This window comes from Bacillus sp. FSL M8-0166, assembly GCF_038008825.1.
GTDB lineage: Bacteria > Bacillota > Bacilli > Bacillales > Bacillaceae > Bacillus > Bacillus safensis.
Map to the genome: position 1 here is coordinate 137258 of NZ_JBBOZZ010000001.1, position 17264 is coordinate 154521.

The 17264-nt window shown below is 40.9% G+C and carries 16 protein-coding genes; 6 read left to right on the plus strand and 10 right to left on the minus strand.

From position 1 onward, the window contains the following. Positions 1-19: 19 nt before the first annotated feature. On the plus strand, positions 20-1372 hold the full coding sequence (locus NSS92_RS00795; protein WP_267587124.1) for an amidohydrolase family protein: 1353 nt from the start codon (positions 20-22) through the stop codon (positions 1370-1372). A gap of 38 nt (positions 1373-1410) precedes the next feature. Here the strand turns inward: NSS92_RS00795 and NSS92_RS00800 are convergent, their stop codons facing one another. Both NSS92_RS00800 and NSS92_RS00805 read right to left on the minus strand, forming a co-directional pair. After that, positions 1411-3348 (minus strand): ABC transporter permease, encoded by a 1938-nt coding sequence (locus NSS92_RS00800; RefSeq protein ID WP_267587125.1) that lies wholly within the window; start codon positions 3346-3348, stop codon positions 1411-1413. After that, positions 3338-4099, minus strand: a complete 762-nt coding sequence (locus NSS92_RS00805; RefSeq protein WP_142945627.1) for an ABC transporter ATP-binding protein — start codon at positions 4097-4099, stop codon at positions 3338-3340. Before NSS92_RS00805 ends, NSS92_RS00800 begins: the two co-directional genes overlap by 11 nt. 328 nt (positions 4100-4427) lie before the next feature. Between NSS92_RS00805 and NSS92_RS00810 the strand changes: the two genes are divergently transcribed. Further along, entirely contained in the window at positions 4428-4772 is a 345-nt protein-coding gene (locus NSS92_RS00810; RefSeq protein WP_142945626.1) for a PadR family transcriptional regulator, read from the plus strand. Beyond that, positions 4763-6016, plus strand: coding sequence for an FtsW/RodA/SpoVE family cell cycle protein (locus tag NSS92_RS00815; RefSeq protein ID WP_267587126.1), 1254 nt, complete (start codon positions 4763-4765; stop codon positions 6014-6016). The genes NSS92_RS00810 and NSS92_RS00815 overlap by 10 nt, the downstream gene beginning before the upstream one ends. 60 nt (positions 6017-6076) lie before the next feature. Here NSS92_RS00815 and NSS92_RS00820 read toward each other — a convergent pair whose 3' ends face one another. The 8 genes from NSS92_RS00820 to NSS92_RS00855 form a co-directional block, all read right to left on the minus strand. Beyond that, a complete protein-coding gene (locus tag NSS92_RS00820) occupies positions 6077-7081 on the minus strand; it encodes a sensor histidine kinase (protein WP_340866749.1) in 1005 nt (334 codons plus the stop codon). Further along, a complete protein-coding gene (locus tag NSS92_RS00825; protein WP_025092270.1) occupies positions 7081-7770 on the minus strand; it encodes a response regulator transcription factor in 690 nt (229 codons plus the stop codon). Before NSS92_RS00825 ends, NSS92_RS00820 begins: the two co-directional genes overlap by 1 nt. A gap of 109 nt (positions 7771-7879) precedes the next feature. Continuing rightward, positions 7880-8800: an iron-hydroxamate ABC transporter substrate-binding protein gene (locus tag NSS92_RS00830; RefSeq protein ID WP_142945623.1), complete on the minus strand. Its 921-nt coding sequence runs from the start codon at positions 8798-8800 to the stop codon at positions 7880-7882. Between the two features lie 198 nt (positions 8801-8998). Further along, a complete protein-coding gene (locus NSS92_RS00835; RefSeq protein ID WP_267587128.1) occupies positions 8999-9598 on the minus strand; it encodes a response regulator transcription factor in 600 nt (199 codons plus the stop codon). Beyond that, a complete protein-coding gene (locus NSS92_RS00840) occupies positions 9595-10731 on the minus strand; it encodes a sensor histidine kinase (protein WP_267587129.1) in 1137 nt (378 codons plus the stop codon). Before NSS92_RS00840 ends, NSS92_RS00835 begins: the two co-directional genes overlap by 4 nt. 116 nt (positions 10732-10847) lie before the next feature. Next, the gene (locus tag NSS92_RS00845; RefSeq protein ID WP_267587130.1) at positions 10848-11903 is read right to left on the minus strand and encodes a fatty acid desaturase; all 1056 of its coding nucleotides are present in this window, start codon (positions 11901-11903) and stop codon (positions 10848-10850) included. A 188-nt stretch (positions 11904-12091) separates the two neighbouring features. Further along, complete coding sequence (locus tag NSS92_RS00850) at positions 12092-13534, minus strand: DEAD/DEAH box helicase (RefSeq protein ID WP_340866750.1); 1443 nt, start codon at positions 13532-13534, stop codon at positions 12092-12094. A 129-nt stretch (positions 13535-13663) separates the two neighbouring features. Then, positions 13664-14467, minus strand: coding sequence for an NAD kinase (locus NSS92_RS00855; RefSeq protein WP_024424814.1), 804 nt, complete (start codon positions 14465-14467; stop codon positions 13664-13666). A gap of 445 nt (positions 14468-14912) precedes the next feature. Here NSS92_RS00855 and sppA point away from each other — a divergent pair, with 445 nt between their 5' ends. The 3 genes from sppA (at position 14913) to NSS92_RS00870 (ending at position 17259) form a co-directional block, all read left to right on the plus strand. Continuing rightward, positions 14913-15914, plus strand: a complete 1002-nt coding sequence (sppA, locus tag NSS92_RS00860) for a signal peptide peptidase SppA (RefSeq protein ID WP_251216378.1) — start codon at positions 14913-14915, stop codon at positions 15912-15914. 14 nt (positions 15915-15928) lie between these two features. Further along, positions 15929-16453: an RDD family protein gene (locus NSS92_RS00865; RefSeq protein WP_142945617.1), complete on the plus strand. Its 525-nt coding sequence runs from the start codon at positions 15929-15931 to the stop codon at positions 16451-16453. A 98-nt stretch (positions 16454-16551) separates the two neighbouring features. Beyond that, positions 16552-17259 (plus strand): DUF2953 domain-containing protein, encoded by a 708-nt coding sequence (locus NSS92_RS00870; RefSeq protein ID WP_340866751.1) that lies wholly within the window; start codon positions 16552-16554, stop codon positions 17257-17259. The last annotated feature ends 5 nt before the right edge of the window (positions 17260-17264 follow it).

Here is a 17264-nt window from a genome sequence, read left to right on the forward strand (position 1 = left end):
TTTGAAAAGGGGGATATGGATGAAGAAAACATTGTTTAAAGATGCAGCTCTCTTAACACTGGATCCATCTTTAGGTTTTCTTGAAAAGGGAGATTTATTAATTGAAGGGAAACACATTTTAGAAGTTGGACCTTCAATTGAAGTAAGTGATGCTGACATCGTTGATGCATCTGATATGGTCATCATGCCAGGTCTTGTAGATACACATCGGCATGTGTGGCAGTCTGTCATCCGGGGCATAGGGACAGATTGGTCTTTGCAGACATATTTGAGCAAAATCTATTATGGCAACTATGGAGCGATGAGACGCCCATCCGACGATCGCATCGCCAATTATTTAGGGGCATTAGAGGCTTTAGATGCAGGTGTGACCACGTTTTTAGACTGGACGATGATCAATTCAATGGATCATACAGAAGAGCTCATTGGAGGATTAAAAGATGCGGGCATACGAGCTGTTTTTGCTTTTGGTTCCTCTGGAGATGCTGAATATTGGGATAGGGAGAGTACGCTCACCAATATGGAGGACGCAGCACGTGTGAAAAAAGCGCATTTTCAATCATCAGATCAGCTTTTAACAATGGGACTAGCGATTCGTGGTCCAGAGTTTTCTTCATGGGAGACGTCGGTATTTGAAATTGAAACAGCCCGGTCTCTAGACGCTCTATGCAGTATGCACATCGGCTTTGGGAATTGGGGAGCGGAGGATCGATCGATTGAGCGGCTTCACAAAGCAGGTTTACTCGGACCGGATTTGAACATGGTGCATATTAATGCGATTGATGCGGATCAAATGAAGATGCTGGCAGGCAGCGGAAGCTCCATATCCATTACACCTGAAATTGAAATGATGATGGGTCACGGTTATCCTGTCACAGGACTTGCGATTGAACAAGGTGTTCTTCCAACTCTCGGTGTAGACGTAGTGACAGCGACAGGAGGAGATTTGTTTGCCCAAATGAAATTCGGGCTTCAGGCAGAGCGTGCGATCCAAAATCAATCGTTGTTAATGGATGGGATCATGCCGGGGCCTGAACTTGGGCTGTCTGCTTATCAAATGCTTGAGGCTGCGACGATCAATGGTGCTCGTGCATTACAGCTCGATCATAAAGTTGGGTCACTTACACCTGGGAAAGAAGCTGATTTCATTCTGATCGATCGGACAAGCATGAATCTTCTTCCGATGACAGATCCAGCTGGAGCGGTTGTCCAAACGGCACATCCTTCAAATGTTGATTCTGTTTACGTTGCTGGAAAAGCAGTGAAACAAAACGGGAAGCTTGTCGGTGTGAACCTAGAAGAGGTCAAACGAAAAGCTTATGCGGCAAGAGACCATATTTTATCACACAAATTTGAATCGACACCTTCGTAAATAAAATAACCCCATAGGTGATGCCTATGGGGAATTGATTACAAGGATTCTTTAATGACCTTTTTATAATATTGGACAGACAGGAATCCGAAGACAGAATATAAGATAGTGTAAATCGACATGACGATGAGCATTGGAGTCCACAATTCACCGCCGAATAAAAACCAGCCTGATTGTACAGCAAAGTAGCTGTGCAGCAATCCGATGATGAGCGGAATCCCAAAGTTAAACAGCTGTTTAAGCCGGATGCCTTGTAATAGATCCTTCTCAGTAAAACCAAGCTTACGCAAGATCGTGTAGGAACTTTGTTCCTCTTCACTTTCATTCATTTGTTTAAAGTATAAAATACAGCCTGATGTGACAAGGAAGCTGAGACCTAAAAACCCGACCACAAACATCATTAGTCCTATTGTTTGTTTTTGCTGCTGTGCTGAAGCTAATTGAGACATGCTGTTGTCACTTAGTTTTAAAGATGTAAACACGCTATTTGCTTGTTCAAGATTTTGATCATCTTTTATATTGACTGCAATATATTGGCTATTTTCAAGTTGCAGCTTAGGATCTTTCTGCTTGTCAAGCTGCTCAAAAACATCTTGACTCACGACGGCAACAGGCAGACCGCCAAAAGTGAATTTGTAAGAAATGAGATAATCTTTCTTCATATCCATGACTTTCAAATCAACAGGCTTCTTGATGAGAAGCTTCACATTGCCTGAGCTTTGAATCGGCATGAATTTCTTTAATAGATCACTGTAGCCGCTTAAAATCACTTCGCTTTTCTCCACATGAATATTTGGTGCGTTTTTCTCACTGATCACAGGCAGTGTCAATACGCCTGGATCATTATTCATATTTTTCAACTCTGAATCCATGATTTTTTTCGCATCAAATTTCGCTTGAATCACTTTGAACTGCTTTTGATCATAAGCAATGTGCTTGTCAGATAGTGCACGAGTAAAGGTTGCTGCTTCTTTTTCTGAGCCCATGACAAAATGAGCTGGAATTTGCTGCTCAGCTGTTTTTTCTGCTGAGTAATAGGAAATGTAGCTAAGAGCCAGCAAGCCGATGGCAAGTGCAGATACGGTTGTAATAATCGTTAAAAGCAGTGCATTTGATTTTAGCCGGAACATAATGGATGACAAAGATAACACTTCATGAATGGCGAGATAGCCATTTTTTCTTTTACGTACGATATTGGCAATGAAAGAAACAGAGCCTTTGTAAAAAAGAAAAGTACCGATGATGACAGAGGCTAGAATATAAATCATGGCTAAAAGTAACTCAAGCATGGACGTATATGAGCCGGTAAAAAGCTTAGAAGAAATATAATAGCCTGAGCTGATCAAGACAATACCGAAAACCCCAATGATGATTTCAAACACAGAGATCTTTTTCACACGCTGTTCTGTCGAAGACGTGGTTCTAAACAAAGATAAAATCGTCTGTTTATTAATAAAGCGTCTATTTCTTAGCATAATCAATACATAGATAATGAAAAAGACAATGAGTGTTTGCAGAAGGGCCATGCCTGAAAAATGCAGATTGGCGATGGCGTTAACACCAGTCACTTTAAATAGCACCATCAGCATCAGCTTTGAACCGATAAAGCCGGCAATGATGCCGATCGCCATGGCTGTCACGTATAGGATAAAGTTTTCTGCATTGAGCAGTCTGGCAATTTTTTGTTTCGTCATGCCAATGAGCTGTAAGAGACCTATTTCTTTTCCTCTGCGCTTAATAAAAATGCTATTCGCATATAGCAGGAAAATACCGACGATGGCAATGAGCAGAACCGAAGCGGCTTTAATTGAAGCGCCGCCTTTAATGGAGCCTTTTACATCATCAAGTGCTGGTGAGTACTGCAAGGTGACAAAGGAAAAATAGAGCGCGACACTAAACACGAGAGCAAACACATATAAATAGTAATTCTTCAAATTCTTCTTCAGATTACGGAAGATGAGCTGATTAATGTTCATGCTTCACACCGCCTAAGACACCTTGCGTTTTCATAATATCCTCGAAAAACATTTTTCTTTCTAAAGCGCCTTTATTCAACTGTGTATAAATCTGTCCGTCCTTGATAAAAATGACGCGGTTTGAATAGCTGGCTGCGACAGGATCATGTGTCACCATCACAATGGTCGCTTTTCGTTTACGATTGAAATCTTGCAGCTTGTTAAGCAAGTCAGATGCAGATTTGGAATCAAGTGCACCAGTAGGTTCATCAGCGAAAATAAGACTCGGTTCATGAATGAAGGCACGAACCGCTGATGTCCGCTGCTTTTGTCCTCCAGAGAGTTCGTTCGGGTATTTGTCTCTTAGTTCATAAATCCCCATGTCTTCTGCGAGCTGCTGAAAACGTTCAAAAGCTTCTTTTTTTGGTGTTTTGGAGATGGATAAAGGCAAAAGAATATTTTCTTTGACCGTGAGTGTATCAAGTAAATTATAATCCTGAAAAACAAAGCCAAGCTGTTTTTTTCTAAATTCAGCAAGCTGCTGATCCTTCATTTGCGTCATCTCAGCATCTGCAATACGAATTGATCCGCTGGACACATGATCGATAGAGGACAATACGTTCAGAAGGGTTGTTTTCCCAGAGCCTGAAGGCCCCATGATACTGACAAATTCTCCGGCTTCAATGGTCAAGTCAATGCCGCTCAGCACCTCTTGTTTATTGAATTTATTTCCGTAGCTTTTATAGATTTTGCGAGCTTCTAAAATGTTCATTTGCTGAACCCCTTTTTCTTTTAATTGATATCTCTAGTATAAAAAGAATCCTGCCAGACTTCCTTCGATTTGGCGAACAAAATAGACGAGCATGTGACATTGTTGTCACATGCTTGTTTTTTAAACAAATTTTATGTAAACCCGTTTCTTATGCAAGGTGAGTTTTCTTTATCTATTTATTTTATCTGTTTTTCACTCTTATGTATCAATCTTCTATGATTTTTCATGTCATGGTGGCGTTTTGAAGCTTTACATGGTTATTTTATTCATGTATGATATGCATATTAAATATATGCATAGTAAATCTATGTATTGGAGGTAACTAAGAATGAAAGTGAGTAAAGAGCTTCTAAAGGGAAGTACAGCTACCCTTATATTAAGCTTATTAAATGAAAGACCGATGTATGGATATGAAATGATTAAAGAATTGGAGGCGAAGTCGGAAGGGGTTTTCAGCTTTAAAGAAGGAACAATCTATCCTATTTTGCACAATTTAGAGGGGAAAGAATTTATTATTTCTTACTGGGGCGAAGGGAATGGCAATCGGAAAAGAAAGTATTACAAAATCAATGAGCAAGGGAAAGCATTGATACAGGAAAAGAAAGAAGAATGGAACGTTTTCAAACATGCAGTCGATGGCGTATTGAACGGAGAGAAAATCGCATGGGATTAGATAAAAAGTTCGAGAAGTATGTCAAAAGTGTATGTAAACGAATTAAAAATAAAGATGTTCATTCGAGTGTAAAGCTTGAATTGATGGATCATCTATACACACTAAAAGAGGAAGCGATGAATGCTGGGTTGTCTGAAGAAGAGGCGGTAGATCAAGCATTGAACCAAATTGGTGATGCGGAAATTCTCGGAATGCAGCTCCATGAAACACATAAAACCCAAATCGATTTTAAAACGATTCTTCTAGTGTTAGCCACTTGTTTTTGCGGGCTGTTTGTGATGTACTTTTTGCAGTTTCATTCAGATTTTACAAATCTTCAAAACATGAACATTTTTTATAAAAGCCTTGCTTTTTATCTAGTGGGTTTAGTGCTTATGTTTGGTTTGTTTTCATTCGATTATCGGCGCTTATTGAAATACTCTTGGCATTTATACATTGGGACACTCGGAACGCTGATTTTTTCAATGATGTTCGGGTCAAGAGTGAACGGTATTCTTTTTTTAAGAATAAGTGATGTATCTATAAATTTGACTGAGATTATGCCTTTTCTTCTAGCTATTTCTTTAGCAGGTATCTTTCACAATTGGAATTGGGAGAATGCGTACAAAGCTTGGCTTGGAGTAGGGATGATGGCTTTACCGATTATTTTAATCAGTACGATTGGTTTTCTTCCTGCGACCGTTATCTGTCTCGTCATGTGCTTAACCGTGATGTATGTGTCTAGCGCAAGTTTATGGCAAATCATTATGCTGACAGCAGCAGGCATTTTATATCTGATGGTTGAATTATTTTCTCTTTTTCAAGCAGATGGGCACCTTTTCTTTTATAGAATTCATGAATTCAGCTCAAACGGGCTTCAGATCACACCTTATGCCATGTCTGAAGTTCACACGGATTGGATGTTTACATATATCATTTATTCATTTGGCTGGTTGGCAGGGCTCATTGCGCTCATGTTGTTTGTCATCTTTATTCACAGAGTATTTCATACAGCAAAACGAGTGAAAATGGCTTATGGCAAAATGGTCATGACAGGTTTAGCGGCTGTTTTTGCAGCAAAATGTCTCTTAAGCATTTTCACAAACTTTGGCTTTCTGCCTTTACCTGGAGTGTCTATGCCTTTCATGAGCTATGGAGGTTCACATATTCTTCTAGAAATGATGGCTGTTGGGCTGATCTTAAGTATTTATAGACGGAGACAGATGGGAGATGTTTTTCGCCAAGAAGCGGGGAGTATTTCCTAAGTAAGCCACCTCAATCTCTTCGCGCAAGTTTTGACGTCGCGAAGAGATTGCGATTGCTTTTTACATGCTCGCAATATGAACAAAATCATTCTTTTTCGGAAAGATGAAGGTGAAGGTTGTACCTTCATCTATCGTGGAGTTGACCTCGATCGTGATATGAAGAGCGTCTGCTCCTTTTTTCGTTAAATAGAGGCCCATTCCCGTTGAGGCGGTGTCATTGTGATGCCTTGTTGAGGTAAAGCCCTTTTCAAAAATACGAGAGATGTCTCTTGGATCAATTCCTCTGCCTTGATCTGTAATCCTCAGCATGACTTGGTCATTTATTTGCGTGCTTTCAATGACAATATCGGACGAATGGCTGTATTTGACTGCATTTGTGAGTACTTGTCTGATCATAAAGGATAACCATTTTATATCACTTAATACGGTACGTTCCTCCAGCGCCAGCTCAAAGCCGATTCCTTTTTGCATGCACCATGATTGGAGCGCTTTGATTTCTTTTGTTATGATGCTTTGCAGGTCAAGCTTTTCAATGAATAAATCATTTTCGATATGACGTACTCTGCTTTGGTGCAGCTGGGCATCGAGTAATAAATGGATTCTGAGCCATTCATACGTCATATTTGATTTCAGCGGCTGATCTGTTAAGCGGTCAATCATTAAGCGCATCGCTGTAAGCGGTGTTTTGACCTCATGTATCCAAGAGAGCAATTCATCTTTTTCTTCTTCAAGAGCGATTTTCTGCTCTGCTGCCATCCGCCGGTAGCGTGCAATTTGCTCTGACGTCGCATCATGGATGAGGTGCTCAAATGGGGAAGAGGGGGTTAGCCGCATTTGATGTTCAATGTCATCATCCCATTCTTTCAGCCTCTCATAATAAGCCGTTTCTTTTCGGTATCGGAAAAAGAGAAAGACGATCATGAGAAACGTAGACAATAGCACAATATAAAAAAGAGAAGCGATTGGAATGGTCGTATCCAAATAAGCAACAAACAGAATGAGGAGCTGCAAACTAAGAAAGAAAAGAATCCAGCTTCTTCGTTCTTTTAAAAATGCTTGCAGCATCATTGATCATCCTTTTCCTTTGCAAGATAGCCTTGACCCACTTTTGTTTCGATGAAGGCGCCAAGGGAGATCTCGTCTAGTTTTTTTCTGAGGCGATTGACGTTTACAGTCAGAGTATTGTCACTGACAAACCGTTCATCCTCCCACAATGCTTGAATGAGGGATTCCCGGCTGACGATATGATTTTTATGCTGAATCAATTCCTTGAGAATAAATAACTCGTTTTTCGTTAATTCAACCTCACCGTGATCATTTGTTACGGTGTTTTTTTCGAGGTCAATGGCAGCACCGCACCACACCTTTAGGCTGGCCGGTTCTGCATTATAATCATGCACGCGGCGAAGAACAGCACTAATTTTGGCAATGAGCACGTCAAAGTGGAAGGGCTTTTGCACAAAATCATCGGCACCGAGCTGCATCGACATGACCATATCAGCAGGGTGGTCTCTTGAGGAGAGGAAGATGATTGGAACATTTGAATGATGCCGAATCATCCGGCACCAATGAAAGCCATCGTATTTTGGCAGCTGTATATCAATAATGACGAGATCAGGCTGGACAGACGTGAATTCCTGCAAAACCTGATGGAAATCTTGAATCCCATAGACATCATAGGACCAGTTGACTAGACGTTCTTTGATTTCTTGGAAGAGGGTTGTATCATCTTCAATCAGTAGAATCTTAAACAAAATCAGCACCACACTTTTTGTATTCACTTGTTGTCATTGTAGCGGAAAAAAGTCCCTGCCGCTAGAAGCAGACAAGAAAAAAGCAAGGGAAGAGGTCCCTTGCTTCAGCTTATTTACCTAAAAAGTGCTTTTTAAAGAATGATAGTTGGAATTCAAGTGTGAGTGGGTCATTAAAATAGAATTCCTCTGCATTGGCTTCATACACACGATGTTTTTTGACAGCCGGGATGGACTTGTAAATTTCACTGTTTTGATAGGAATTGTCCATTTCGCTGTTTTTACTAATGATCATATAGTCTCCTGCAAATTCAGGGATGACCTCCTGTGAAACCGCGTAGTAGCCGGCTTTTAATGCTTTTTCTTTCACTTTCTCAGGCATTTTCAGTTTCATGGCTTGATAGAGAATTTCTGTTCCGCGGCCCCATGCATCTCCAAAGACGTAAAGATCTTTTGTGCCACTTTCAAAGACAGAAACTGTTGCATCTTCACCAATTTTTGCTTTGATTTCTTTTCCAGCTTCCGCTGCGCGTTTTTTGAAATCTTTTACCCAAGCTGTTGCTTCTTTTTCTTTGTTTAATACTTTTCCAATTTCAATGTGCTGCTGAAGGTAATCAACTTTGTTATACGTAAACAAAACGGTTGGTGCGATTTTTTTGAGTTTTTCTACATTTTTAGTATTGCTTAAGCCAATGATGACATCAGGCTTTAGCTTCATGATTTTCTCTACATTGGCATCCGATACTTCCTCCACATTTTTTAATTCCTTTTGGAAACGCGGATTCTTTTTGGACCAAGAGTCGACGCCGACAAGGTTCACACCAAGTGACATGACATTACCTGTGTAAGAGCCGAGAACAACAACACGCTTTGGATGTGCTGGCAGCTTTACAGGCCCATTTTCAGATTGATATGTAATTTTGTCTGATGATGTTGATTGATTTCCTTTATTTGAGGAAGAGCTGCTGCTATTGCCACATGCGCTCAATGCAAGTACAAAGATGAGCATCAGAGGGAACAATATTTTCTTCATGAATGTAGACTCCTTTGAAATCGGCACATAAGCCGGATATTGGGTGTATTAGTGATAATGATAATTATTATCACTTGGATATCATATCATAAGACTGTAGGCTGTTGTCAATGACATTTTGATAGCTGGTGATAAAAAATAAAGGGGGGATTTTCGATAAAAAAAAGATCAAGGCAGCATGTGTCCTGATCTTTTTTCTTATTTAAACCAGCCTTTTTCTTTTGATCGTGTAATGGCTTCGATGCGGTTTTTCACTTCTAGCTTATCTAAAATAATGGAAATGTAGTTCCGGACAGTGCCGCTTTTAATGCTGAGTTCTTTTGCAATTTCTTTTGTGTTTTTACCGTCTGCGACGAGTTCAAGAACCGATTTCTCTCGCTCCGTTAAAGGGTTTTCGTCACTATATAAGTCTTCCATTAATTCAGGTGCGTACACCTTTTTCCCTTTCATCACACTGCGAATGGCACTTGCCAGATCCTCACTTGGGCTGTCTTTCAGCATGTAGCCGCTGACGCCAGCTTTTAGCGCCCTTTGGAAATAACCGGAGCGGGCAAAGGTCGTTAAAATGATGATTTTCACATCTGACCCTTTAAGCTCTTCTGCTGCATCAAGTCCGGATTTTCCCGGCATTTCAATATCCATTAAGCAAATATCAACAGGGTGTGTTTTGGCAAAATCGATGGCATCTTGGCCATTCGTACCTTTCCCAACAACCGTCATATCGTCTTCTAAATCGAGAAGTGAACCGAGTGCACCAAGCAGCATTTGCTGATCTTCTGCGATAAAGATGTTGATCATTTCATCCCCTCCTTTTCTTTTGCTGCTGAATCATTTGGAATGCTCATAATGAGCTTTGTCCCGTCTTTTGTTTCAATACGCAGGCGGCCATTTGCAAATTCCAATCTTTCTCTTATTCCTAAAAGGCCGTGACCCTTCATTTGAGAGGGCGGATTGTCGCCTTTAAATGTTCCGTCATCTTCAACGGTGATGATGGCTTCCTTTGATTTTTGGTGAATGGTGATTTTACAAACAGTCGCGTCACTATGTTTGACGACATTTGTCACCGCCTCTTTGATGCACATGCTCACAATGTTTTCGTTCAGAAGTGAGATGTGTTTCGGTGCTTCCTTTTCATCATAGATCAATTCAATTCCGGCTGCATCCAGAATTTGCTCGATGTTCGACATTTCCTCTTTGATTCGGATGCCCTTCATGGAGGAAACAATCTTCCGCACTTCATTGAGAGACGTTCTGGCGGTCAGCTGGACGCTTTTGAGTTCGGCACGAGCCTGTTCAGGGTCTTTATACACGAGTTTACGGGCAAGATCACTTTTTAAACCGATCAAAGAAAGCTTTTGTCCAAGGGTGTCATGCAGGTCGCGTGCAATGCGCTGCCTTTCTTCAAGCTTCACAAGATCAGCAATCCGTTCATTGGCATATTCTAATTTCTCCTCAAGCCGTTCACGTTCCTTCCTGCTCCGAATGCTGAGAGGAAGAAGAATGGCACTAATCAGGGTGATTACGACAAGAGGAATTTGTGTGAGAAACCAGCCCTTTTTTAAGATCAAACTAAAGTTCACTGCAATAGCAGCGCTTCCTAGATGGATATAGTACAAGATATAAAAGGGGACTTTTCTTTTAATATGTCCGTTAAAATAGGCGATGCAAAAAGCGAAATAAATATAGCTGTAGAGCATCACATAACCAGTTGAAATGCCGATCAATAAAAGGCCGAAGACATATAAAGACCAGCCTTTTGCGACAAAGGCAAAACGATACACAGCGAAAAAGACGACGTTCAAAATAATGCCGATCACAATACCTAAAGTCGAAGGTGTCTTAAAGATAAAATAGAAGGGCAGGATGAAAAAAATGGCCCATATATAGGGGGAAATCCCATGCAACTTTTGAATTTTAAACTGTTTTTTCATCCGTGTGCCACCTTTTCCGTTTTCGTTCTTTTTCATTACTTTATCAAATTCAACTTATGGTTGCATCCTGTAAATGACAACAAGCTCCTTCTAGTGTAAGAAAGAGCTTGCACCAATTATGCATTTTTCTTTAGAATGTCTCCTTTAATGACAGGTGCGGGCATCTTCTTAGATTGCCGTGCTTCTTTAAAGGTAACGAATGCTTTCGTTTCTTCATCCCAAAGTCTAAATTTCATTGATTCAATACTTGTTTTTAAAGTGATGGTTGGAACATTTTGAAGCGGCTCACTATGATCATGTGCATGCTCCAAGTGATAATTCGGTACCCTCGGACTTAAATGATGGACATGGTGATAACCGATATTGCCTGTTAACCACTGAAGAAGCTTTGGCAATTTGTAAAAAGAACTGCCTTCTACCGCTGCCTGCACATAATTCCAATGTTCATCTGCTTCAAAGTAAGAATCCTCAAACGTATGCTGTACATAAAACAGCCATACACCGATTGATCCTGAGATCAGGAAGATTGGACCTTGGACAAGTAGGAACTCCTGCCAGCCAAAAAGAAGACACGTTGCTGCTGCTAGCGCAATGATGCTCACGTTTGTGAAATACGTGTTCCAGCGCTCTTTTTTACGAGCATTTTTGACGTTGAAACGGTTTTTTAAGAGAAAGACAAAGATCGGACCTAAAATAAACATCACAAAAGGGTTACGATAAAATCTGTAGCGAAATTTCGTCCATGCTGATGCTTCTTGATATTCTTTGACTGTCAGGAGCCAAATGTCGCCAGTACCTCGTTTGTCTAAATTACTGCTTGTGGCATGGTGAATTGAATGATCTCTTTGCCATTGAAGATAAGGGAAAAGGGTGAGTACGCCCGTTAAAAAACCGAACAGGTGATTCAGCGGCTTCTGTTTGAAAAAGGATTGATGGCAGCAGTCGTGAAAAATAATAAAGACACGTACTAAAAAACCAGCTGCAATAACCGCAAAGAAGAGGGTTAAAAGGTAGGAGATGTTCAGGCTATAATAGGCAAGAAACCAAAGCCCCAAAAATGGAATGAATGTATTAAAGAGTTGAATGATACTTTTTTTCGAATTAGCACCAGAGAATTGACCCACTTGTTTTCTTAAAGTGGCTTGCTGCTTTGTGTTTGTTGAAGTCGTCATGAACGTTCAAGTCCTTTCCGTTTCTTTCTACTTCAAAGTATAGAAGGAAAGGTGTCATGCTCATAGTAGCACCCATCATGTATTCAATATGACATTTGTCATGTTGGACACAGGAAAGGCTGATGGTTCAGGGGTTGTAAGCTTATTTTATTTTAAATAAAAAAGTAAAGGCGCTTAGCCTTCACTTTTTATGAACGTGCTTCATGTACTTTTAACTGCTTGCCTTTAATGGTTGTATGGCGCATCGCATTCAGCACAAGAGGGCCTTTGCCGTTTAAAATATCGACATATGTTTTCGTGTCTTGAATCGTAATAATCCCAATGTCATCGAATGCAACGCCTTCTATTTTGGCAATGGTCCCAACGAAATCAACAGCCCGCAGCTTCTTTTTCTTCCCGCCGTTAAAATAAAGCTTCATAATATCCTTCTCAACGCCTGCCTGTTTATTTTCCTTTTGAATAGGCGTTTCAATCTTCTTTTCAAAGCTTTCTACATGCGTCTCTGCTTCTTCTTTCGTTGGATAAGGCTGAGTTTGAAAATCTATGCCGGCATCCTGCTTTAATTCATCAATAAGCGGCTTTGCATTCTTTGTCATAAACGCAATCGTTTTCCCGCTTTTTCCCGCTCTGCCTGTTCTACCAGTCCGGTGAATATAGCGTTCTTTTTCATAAGGAAGATCATAATGAATCACATGTGTCATATCGCTGACATCAATTCCCCGGGCTGCTATATCTGTTGCGATCAGATAACGGAATTCACCTTTTTTAAATTCATCCATCACATCAAAGCGGTCTTCCTGTCTCATGCCGCCATGAATTTTGTCACAGGGCACATCCCATTCGTCCAGCTTCATCGTGAGTTCATTCACCCGGTCTTGTGTATTACAGAAAATAATGCAGCTATCTGGATTTTCAATGACGATCGTACGCTGAAGAAGGGAGAATTTCGATTCTTCTTCTGTTTCAATCACGGTGTGGGTGATTTGCTGTACAGACGTTTCTTCCCGTGCGATCTCAATGACTTTGGGTGATTGTAAAAACTGTTCGCTCAATTTCTTCATGTCATCAGACATTGTCGCTGAAAACAGCATCGACATGCGCTTTGGCGGCAGATACTGAATAATAGAAGAGACTTGATCGATAAATCCCATGTTCAGCATTTCATCCGCTTCATCTAACACGAAAAATTTGAGATTTTCTAAAGAAAGGGTGCCTTTCTCAAGGTGATCCAAAATGCGGCCTGGTGTTCCGCACACAATATGGTTTTTCTGTGAAAGCTCTACTTTCTGCGCTTGAAAAGAGGCTTTTCCATAAATGGCTGCGGCTTTGATTCGTTTGAATCGCCCAAGGCTTGTGAGGTCTTGTTTGACCTGCATGGCGAGTTCTCGTGTTGGAACGAGGATGAGGGCTTGAGGTTTATTTTCAGCCCAATCAACCATTTCACAAATCGGCAGACCATAGGCTGCAGTCTTGCCGCTCCCAGTCTGAGATTTGACAATTAAATCCTGCTTTGAAAAAGCAACGGATAATGTCTCGTGCTGAACGGGTGTAGGTGTATGGAAGTGAAGCGCTTCTAACGCTTGTTTCAATTCATCACTTAATGGATATTGATCAAAATGTTGTAATGTCATCGTGTTCTCCTTTTCGTACATTCATACTTGTGACATCATACCATAACCATGACTGTGAATGAAAAGACATAAAAAAAAAGCCCCATAAAGGAGCTTCCAGCGTGCGGACAAACCCTCAAATCTGAAAAATTAAAGGAATCTGCGTTTTACTTTTTCCCAGTAAGAGTTGTCTTTTAATTTCACCGTTTTAATCACTTTTCCTGAAAGGCCAATGTCAATTTGTTTGACGTGTTTTGTGCCGAGCGCTTCGTTATCAAGCCCGATAATTGGATGATCGTTTCCATCCTGCACCACCTTCAGCGTCAGCTTGCGGTCACTGCTTAAGATGAAAGGAGCGCCTAATGTACGGTACGAGTTGTTATTCAGCGATGCAAGCTCTGTGACTTGCATACAAGGAAGCATTGGATCAACCACGGCGCCGCTCACGGATTTATTGTAGGCCGTTGAGCCAGTCGGAGTGGAAATAATCATGCCGTCGCCTCTAAAAGTTTCAAAGTGGAAATCATCTATATACACATCGATCACAAATGTTTTAATAATGCTGGAGCGGATCGACAGTTCATTTAAACAATGGAACTGGTTTGTGCTGTCAACGCTTACATCGATGATCGGATATTTTCTCACTTCAAGCTGTTCAGTATTCATAGCATCAATCATTTTATCAAAATGCTCTAACGAGAAATCGCAGTATAGGTGCGTATTCTCTGATTTTGATACCCCTACATACAAGCAGTCATCCCGGAAATTCGTTTTGCGGACTGCTTGAAGAAATGTGCCATCCCCGCCAATTGAAGCAATAATGTGGGCATCCTCTGCACGCTTGACGACGTGAAAGCCTTGGTCGGTAGCGAGCTTCTCGAGAGAAGAAATGTGTCCATCCAATTCATGATCTTTTTTGTAAAAGAAAAATACATTGCGACGATTGTCTGTCATTGACGTTCTCCCCTTTGCTGTCAAAAATAATTTCCAATGATAAAGGGCTTACATGAAAACCCTTGCTCACATTTTACACTTTTTTCATATGAAAGTAAAAACATTAGAAAGACCGCCTCATGATCGAATTTGCTTTTTGAGAAATGAGTCAATGTAAGGGATTCGAAATGGCTGGATCCTGAGCATAATTGAATAGCCGTTTTCTCATGAAAGAAAGGTTTAGGTGTTTCGTTGCGGTGAAGATCTAGCCTATTAGGTGCAGGGAGAGGATAAAAAAGCCAATTTTTCGTTATGCTCATGTCTAAGTAGACGATGTAAAGTTGATCGTTATTTAAGAGAGGTGCTATCATATGCCTACATGAAATGTAAAAAAACCACAATTCCTGTGAAACATTTCATGTGGGCATTCGTATGAATGAAGTGAGACAAAAAGGAGGAGAAAAAGATGAATGCGAAAAGATGGGTAGCGTTAATTATTGCACTTGGTGTTTTCGGATTTTCAATTGTGATTAGTGTCACGATGGCCTTGTTCGATAGCTTCAATGACAATAAAATGAGCTATCAATTTGGGGATGAAATAGAAGAGAAGGTACTAGAGAATGGCAGCGGTGCAGGCAAAATTGCGGTTCTTGAGATTAATGGAACCATTCAAGATAATGGCGGCGCATCGAGCCTATTAGGCGGAGAAGGTTATGATCATCGTGCATTCCTCAAGGAACTAGATAAAGCGAAAGAGGATGCTTCGGTAAAAGGTGTACTGCTGCGCGTAAACTCTCCTGGCGGCGGTGTCTATGAAAGTGCTGAAATACATAAAAAATTAGAAGAAGTGAAAAAAGCGAAGAAGCCGATTTACGTATCTATGGGCTCAATGGCAGCTTCTGGCGGCTACTACGTGTCAACTCCAGCGAAGAAAATCTTTGCTTCACCTGAAACATTAACAGGATCGTTAGGTGTCATTATGCAAAGCTTGAATTATTCAAAGCTCGCAGATAATTTAGGCATTAAATATGAAACGATTAAGAGCGGAAAATTCAAAGACATCATGTCTCCAAACCGTGATATGACAAAAGATGAGCGCAACATCATGCAAAGCATGGTCGATAACTCTTATGAAGGATTTGTCAAAGTGATCTCTGAAGGACGCGGCATGTCAAAACAGGACGTCAAGAAAATTGCTGACGGCCGAGTATATGACGGAACACAGGCAAAATCGAACGGATTAGTCGATGAGCTTGGGTATTATGAAGATGCACTAAAAGCGATGAAGAAAAATGAAAAAGGCTTAAAAGGAGCAACAGTGGTCAGCTATTCTCAAAGCTTTGGCTGGAACTCTCTCTTTAACATGAGTGCAAGCAAGCTCTTTAAAAGCGAAATTGATTTTCTGAATTTAAAAGAAACACTGGCTGGCTCAAATGGGTCTAAACCGATGTATCTCTATTCAAAATAAAGGAGGGATCATAGATGGATTCTACATTCGATGAAGTAAGCGAAAGCCGCAGCCAAGAGGAAGAATCGAAGCCGGCCTTTGTGAAGCGCGCTTCAATTGAAGCACAGGCGTTTGCAGGTTTTTGGATTAGATTTTGGGCGTTTATTCTTGATTGGCTCGTCGTCTGGGGTGTAAACCATTTGACGGTTTCTCCCATCTTTAGTCTGTTCGGCTGGTCCAAAGGAGGGGGATGGTTTTCTCCATTTTCCGTCACAACGACGATTGTATTCCTCCTTTATTTCGCCATCATGACGAAAATCTTTCAACAAACACTTGGCAAGATGGTGTTTGGGATTAAAGTGGTCTCGCTACAGCCTGAGAAGAAGCTGGCATGGGATGTTATTTTCTTTAGAGAGATTGTGGGACGCTACATTAATACGATCTTTGTTCTCTATGCTATCGTTGGATTCTCACCAAAAAAGCAAGGGGTTCATGACTACTTTGCCGATACGGCGGTCGTCCATGAACATTTATATGAAAAAACAGAAGCAAACGTGTAATCAGACGAGTTTGGCCGGGGACCGGTCAAACTCTTTTTTGATGATTGGGTATAAAATCCAGAATGAGAGCCATAATCGTAGGGGAAGCATCATTTGTTATGGAGGAAGTGAGCACAGTGCTTTACGTTTGGATCGCAGCGTTTTTGTTTCTTGTGATCTTGTTGATTTTCATGAAAGTAACCATTTCGCTGGACTATTCGCATACAAACGACAATGACCACATTGCACTGAAGGTCATCACTTTATATGGATTGGTCAGACTCAAAAAAGAGATTCCGATGGTGAGGGTCAATCCGGAAGACCAAACGATTGATATTCGTGAAAAGAAAATGGAGAGCGCCAAAACGCCTGATCACGAAAAAGAAACCATGCATAAAAAAGTGGGAAAACGTGATATGAAGCAAATCCTTCACCAAATGGAACGCATCACAAAAGAGATTGTCGATTTAAACCGGATCATGCGCAAATTCTTCATCCACGTAAAGATTGTCTCGTTTCACTGGTCGACATGGATCGGCTTTCATGACGCCGCTTTAACAGGTGTAGCAGCCGGCGGTGTGTGGTCAGTTAAAGGAGCACTGCTTGCCTTTATGCAGGAGCATCTCACCTTTAAGCATAAACCGGTATATGAAGTCATTCCGGCCTTTCAGCACAATGTGTCACAGACTCAGTTTACATGTATAGCTTATTTTCGTATTGGACATGCTATGCTTGCAGCCATTCGTTTACTTGTCCATTGGTTAAAAGGGAGAAAGGCGAGAAAAAGTGCCTCTCTTCAAGCAACGAAGAATGAATCATCTGTTTAAGGAGG